Source organism: Flavobacterium sharifuzzamanii, from assembly GCF_003254585.1.
Taxonomy (GTDB): domain Bacteria; phylum Bacteroidota; class Bacteroidia; order Flavobacteriales; family Flavobacteriaceae; genus Flavobacterium; species Flavobacterium sharifuzzamanii.
The window spans coordinates 1-212 of the sequence record NZ_QJGZ01000004.1; the positions used below are offsets into that span (position 1 = coordinate 1).

General features: G+C 45.3%; 1 protein-coding gene. It reads right to left on the bottom strand.

The window, feature by feature from the left end:
* On the bottom strand, nt 1-212 hold a 212-nt coding region (locus tag DMA14_RS00020), incomplete at both ends, for a hypothetical protein (RefSeq protein ID WP_157957629.1).

Here is a 212-nt window from a genome sequence, read left to right on the forward strand (position 1 = left end):
TGTAAGTTCCTGCATTTCCGCAACCTTCAGAGGCAACGAACTGTCCGCTTGTTTTAGTGATGTTAGAAACATCAGCATCGCAAAGGTCAGAAGCTGTTGGGAACTGAGCCTGAGCAGCAGCAAGTCCAACAGTATCACTGCATTCCAAAGTTACATTTAGAGTGCCAGCAACAGTATTCCAAGTTGGAGCAGTAGTGTCTTGTATTGTGATC